This is a genomic window from Photobacterium sp. Ph5 (genome assembly GCF_022129445.1).
Taxonomy (GTDB): Bacteria; Pseudomonadota; Gammaproteobacteria; order Enterobacterales; family Vibrionaceae; genus Photobacterium.
Window position 1 is genome coordinate 1 of record NZ_JADQAQ010000095.1, and the last position, 5,349, is coordinate 5,349.

At 39.1% G+C, this 5,349-nt stretch carries 6 protein-coding genes; 4 read left to right on the forward strand and 2 right to left on the reverse strand.

What is annotated here, in order from left to right; genetic code table 11:
• Positions 1-93: 93 nt before the first annotated feature.
• A complete protein-coding gene (locus tag I3259_RS19835; RefSeq protein ID WP_238031397.1) occupies positions 94-552 on the reverse strand; it encodes an EVE domain-containing protein in 459 nt (152 codons plus the stop codon).
• A 60-nt stretch (positions 553-612) separates the two neighbouring features.
• On the opposite strand from I3259_RS19835, the gene I3259_RS19840 reads away from it, so the two are divergent.
• The 3 genes from I3259_RS19840 to I3259_RS19850 all read left to right on the forward strand — a co-directional run bounded on the left by I3259_RS19840 (position 613) and on the right by I3259_RS19850 (position 2,283).
• A complete protein-coding gene (locus I3259_RS19840; RefSeq protein ID WP_238031401.1) occupies positions 613-1,029 on the forward strand; it encodes a hypothetical protein in 417 nt (138 codons plus the stop codon).
• A 78-nt stretch (positions 1,030-1,107) separates the two neighbouring features.
• Positions 1,108-1,695 (forward strand): DTW domain-containing protein, encoded by a 588-nt coding sequence (locus tag I3259_RS19845; protein ID WP_238031398.1) that lies wholly within the window; start codon positions 1,108-1,110, stop codon positions 1,693-1,695.
• A 120-nt stretch (positions 1,696-1,815) separates the two neighbouring features.
• A complete protein-coding gene (locus tag I3259_RS19850) occupies positions 1,816-2,283 on the forward strand; it encodes a glycine zipper 2TM domain-containing protein (RefSeq protein ID WP_238031399.1) in 468 nt (155 codons plus the stop codon).
• Between the two features lie 73 nt (positions 2,284-2,356).
• On the opposite strand, the gene I3259_RS20290 is transcribed toward I3259_RS19850, so the two are convergent.
• A complete protein-coding gene (locus I3259_RS20290; protein WP_275949796.1) occupies positions 2,357-3,013 on the reverse strand; it encodes a prepilin-type N-terminal cleavage/methylation domain-containing protein in 657 nt (218 codons plus the stop codon).
• A gap of 754 nt (positions 3,014-3,767) precedes the next feature.
• Between I3259_RS20290 and potE the strand changes: the two genes are divergently transcribed.
• Positions 3,768-5,093 carry a putrescine-ornithine antiporter gene (gene potE / locus I3259_RS19860; RefSeq protein WP_238031400.1) on the forward strand — a complete coding sequence of 442 codons (1,326 nt, stop codon included), beginning with the start codon at positions 3,768-3,770 and terminating at the stop codon, positions 5,091-5,093.
• The last annotated feature ends 256 nt before the right edge of the window (positions 5,094-5,349 follow it).

Genomic DNA, 5,349 nt, shown 5'->3' on the forward strand with positions numbered 1-5,349 from the left:
AGGATATGAGCTAGCTAAGTCTCTTGAACACAATGACTTGTGATCAAGAGACAGGTTCAACACAGCCTTTTTCTTTTCCCCTTGAAAAACAGCTTAGAACTGCCCTGTCATGGTTAAAATCTCCTGCCATTGCGCATCAGTAACTGGCATCACGCTTAAGCGACTGCCTTTTTTTACTAATGGCATCTCAGCCAAGGCTGGATTGGCTTTCATGCGTTTTAAGCTAACAAACCGTAAGTGGCGTTGGTACTCAATATCAACCATAAACCAGCGCGGGCTCTCTGGATCTGATTTCGGGTCAAAATACGGGCTTTCGGGATCAAACTGGAAGTGATCGGGATACGAGGCTTTCACCACCGTAGCGATCCCTACCACACCGACATCTTTACACGATGAATGATAAATGAAGACTTGATCGCCTAATTTCACCTCATCACGTAACATATTACGTGCCTGATAATTACGGACGCCTTCCCAAAGTGAAACTTTTTGTGATTTTAGGGTGTCTATAGAAAATGTATCTGGTTCGGTTTTAAATAACCAATAGGCCATATTGTTCTACCATTACTGCCAACTTCCTCATGAATTTGAGCCTACCATAGAGAGAATAAAATGACAGTTTCACGGTTACCCCTCGCCCTTATCTTTGCTGCATCCACTCTTACCGGCTGTGCAAGTTGGTTACCAAGCAGTTTTGGTGGCGATGACAGTAATAGTGCTTGGGTGGGTGAGTATCAAAGTCAGCCAGAAATGGGGTTAACGACTCTACTGAGTCTTAAAAACGATCACTCTGCGACAACCACATATCAATACACCAATGGCGATCCAAGCTTGGTCGAAAACGGGAATTGGCAAGCGCTGAATGACACGCAACTGCAAGTCAATATGACTTCGCACCATGGGCTTAATAGCGAACGTATTTATACGTTTTTACCAAATAAAATGCAGCTAACAGCAACCGAAGAAACGGTGAATGGTCAGAAATACCATATCGGTAATGATGGATTAGTATTGACCAAACAAGACTAAACGCCACTATCACTGTCGTGACTTAAGACATCGATTTATGCCACACTGCAAGGGTATTTGAGGTTAGGAGAAATAACCATGTCATGCCCTCGCTGTGGCTTTCAGCACAATTGTATTTGCAGTCTTGAGCCACACCTTCAGTGCCCCGCACACTTTGTGTTATTAACTCACCCTCGAGAGCTTAATAAAGATACCAACACAGGTAAGTTGCTAGTAAACAGCTTGCCCCATTGCCGCGTTGATGTATGGCAACGTACCGAGCCGCCAGCACACTTGCTAGCGCAACTGCGTGATCCTTGCTACCAAGCTTATCTGGTTTTCCCAAGCGATGAACAACATCCGAGTATCGAACTACCTCAAGCCCAAACTGACCAACCTATTCCCTTGTTTATTATTCTTGATGCCACCTGGCAAGAAGCGAAAAAAATGGTACGTAAAAGCCCTTCGCTTAGTGACTTGCCACGTTTAGCTTTAACGCCACAACAGGCTTCAAACTACGCCTTACGACGTAATCAACAAGACGGTAATTTATGTACCTGCGAAGTGGGTGTCTTACTACTTAATCAACTCCAGTTAACAACTGAAGCCGCACAATTAAGGCAATACTTCGATGCGTTTATTAATACTTTTCATGCCGATAAAAGTGGACATAAAAAGACGTATTAACAGATTCAATACCTTATATTTACTGTTTTAGTAAAATGAGTTTTCGTGCTTTCTTTTCTAATCGAATAAGCTCAAATTACACCCAATATTTAAACACTGTATTTTTAGTGAAGAAATAACATGAAAACGAAGATACTTGCCTTAACAGTGATTTTATCAACCTTGGGTCTCGCAGGCTGTGCAGCCAACCCTTACGGTAATGCTTACAATGTTAATGATGCACGCCAGATGCAGGAAGTATATTACGGCACCGTAACTCGTACCCAAGGGGTAACATTAAATGGTAACGGTAATGGCATTGGTACGCTGGCTGGCGGTGCCATTGGCGGTATTTTAGGATCTGGTGTCGGTGGTGGTACGGGTTCTGAAATTGCGGCAATTGGTGGTGCATTACTCGGTGGCTACTTAGGAAATGAAGCCGGTAATCAAGTCACTAAACGCAATGGCGTTAACTTAACCATCAAATTAGACAGTGGTCGTACAGTCTCTATCGTTCAGCAAGTTAATCCAAACGTTATGTTCCACGCCGGCGAACGTGTGCAAGTTAACATTTCTGATGATGGTACTTCGCGCGTCACCCCTGCTTAATTATTTCCTACGTTAAGTAACAACCAAAAGGCGCTAATTTAGCGCCTTTTCTTTGCTCGTTATCGGCATTGCCTCAGCATTTATCATCAACAACCAATATTGTTGGTATATTTATTGTTCCAGAATAATCTTTCGGCTTTTCAAACTGGGGACAAAAAGGAAGATTTTTAGCATAACCAATAGGATGTAAAACTAAGCAAATACCATTCGTTAACGCTGATTTGATTTGTTGTGAAAGCCAACGCCACCACCCTCCGGAAGAACCATCCTCAGCTGCCGACTCATCCTTTGGTAAATAAGCATACATTACATAACAACCACTTAATAAATTAGTCTTTGTACTATTATCTAATGGATTCAACGAAAATAAAGTTACTCCAGTACTAATACTATTAACTGTTATATTATCTTTAATGTACCATCTATCAGGAGATTGTAATGTTTTAACAATACCACTTTTAGATGACAGAGGATAACCATTCGCAATTTGAATACCATTAACAATTAATGGGTGACTAATATCTCCTCCTGTATCCGTTCCTTCAATCATAGCCTTCGCATTGACTGTTGCTACCGTTGATTTCAAGGTCCCAGCTAGTTGCTGTAAATCAGCTTTACGTGCATCTGATTGTATTTGCAAAAACCTAGGTACTGCCACTACTGCTAGAATGCCCAAAATAACAATAACAATCACTAACTCTATAAGAGTAAAACCGAATTTACGCTTCATGAATCCACCGCCAACCTCTTAGTAAATACCCAAGAGGAATAATAAAGCATTATTATAATTTAATATAAATAATGACGGTCTTTTATTACAAAAAACGATTAAAAAAATTATTAATATTCCATTTATTATTAATGAATCCTGAACGTATCATTTAAGTTTTAACTATACCTCTTAAAATGACACCGATTTTTTACTAAAAAAGCATTTTTTAATGCTATTAAGGAAAAATTAACCCTTAATAAGAAAAAAATAAACGCCGCATAAATGGCATTTAACCGCACAAAAAATGCATAACTATATTTTAATTATTCACTTTTCACCTTGATTTTGTGTGACAAATCTCATCATATGAGATTCTCAACCTACTGTTATTCAGTGTTATTTTAAAAAAAGACCTAACAACAGTAACTTATAAGCTGAAGTTATTCACGATAATCGCTGATCGAATAACGATACTGTTTGTCATTTTTAACACTAAAAATGGAACGTTTCATTCCGAAATTAACGTTTTTTTTTTACCAAAACAGTCGCATTATACGCTCCATCGAAAGGACGAAGAATTCACTCTCATATATAAGTCTTAATAACCAAGGTTTATATCTGAGTTATTTTTTAGTTTGTTCTCCCTACTAAAAAATAAAAACAATAACCTTAATGTTATTAATGAATTCACCATGGATTGGACCTTATTAAATATAACGATAACTACTTCCTTATTATTAGTAGTTATTACCTTCTAATCATAGGTGAATATATGTCATCAGATACTGGCACTAAAAAAATGGGCCTTGTCGGTTTAACTGTACTTGTTGCAGTTAACATGATGGGTTCCGGTATTATTATGCTACCAGCGAGCTTAGCTCAAGTTGGTGCTATTTCAATGTTATCTTGGGTTGTTACAGCATTAGGTGCAATGTGTATTGCTTACACGTTCGCTAAATGTGGTGCTTTTTGTAAACGTTCAGGCGGTATGTCAGCTTACGCTGAAGAAGCGCACGGCAAATCATCTTTCTTTATCTCTTCTTACACATACTACGTATGTTTAGTAATTAGTTGTGTAGCAATCGCCGTATCAGCAATTGGTTACATTAAGCCATTCATGCCTTGGTTAGATACGCCAGTACACACTTTCTTCGGTGTATGTGCAGTACTTATTCTAACTATGGTTGCTAACTTTGGTGGTCCTAAGATCACAGGTCAAATCTCAGCATTCACTGTTTGGGGTATTATTCTTCCTGTACTTGGTCTATCTATCATCGGTTGGTGGTGGTTCGATCCACAAACATTCATGAGCGCATGGAACCCACACCACGACACAACAATGCACTCAGTATCTTCAGGTATCGCACTAACTTTATGGGCATTCCTAGGTATTGAATCTGCTGGTGCTAACTCTGATGCTGTTGAAAACCCAGAGCGCAACGTTCCACTTGCAGTATTATTTGGTACAGGCTTCGCTGCGGTTATCTACATTGCATCTACTGGTGTTATCCAAGGTATTATTCCTAACGCAGAACTAGCAGCATCAACAGCGCCATTTGGTCTAGTATTCAGTCATATGTTCAACCCTACTGTTGGTAACATCGTTACTATCGCAGCAGTGGTAGCATGTATTGGTTCTCTACTAGGTTGGCAGTTCACTAACGCTCAAGTATCTAAAGCTGCGGCAGATGAAGGTCTATTCCCTAAAATCTTCGCTAAGACTAACAAAGCAGGTGCACCAATTGCAGGTATGCTTATTATGTTAGCCGCTGAGTTACTTCTAGCAGTGATGACTATCTCTCCAAACTTGATCAGTCAGTTCAACGCGCTATTGAACCTAGCAGTATTTATTAACATGGTACCTTACATCCTATCTATGACAGGTTTGGAAGTAATGCTTCGCAAGAACATGGTTACACCAAAACAATACCGCCTAGGCGCTGTTGTGGGTACATTAGCTGTTATCTACAGCATCTACGGTGTATACGCTTGTGGTGCAACAGCAGTATTCGGCGGTACCATCTTGACGCTATTCGGTTACATCTTCTACGGTTTCATCGCAGCACGTGATACTAAACCAGAAGTTAAAGCAAACTAATTAAGATTTAATAAATTCGATACTAAAGAAATTTATTAATAACCAGCTAGAACGGAAATGGGAATAAATAATAAATACACTGAAAATTAATATAGATATTAATAACAGTATTATTTATTCCCTTCTAAAAATATTAGGCAAGGCGTTTAATTACTTCATATAAATTATGTTGCGGTAAAACACATCTGCCATCAATTATTTTATTCAGGCGTTATTATGAACAACAATAATAGTACAAATAAAATGCGTGCTCTCG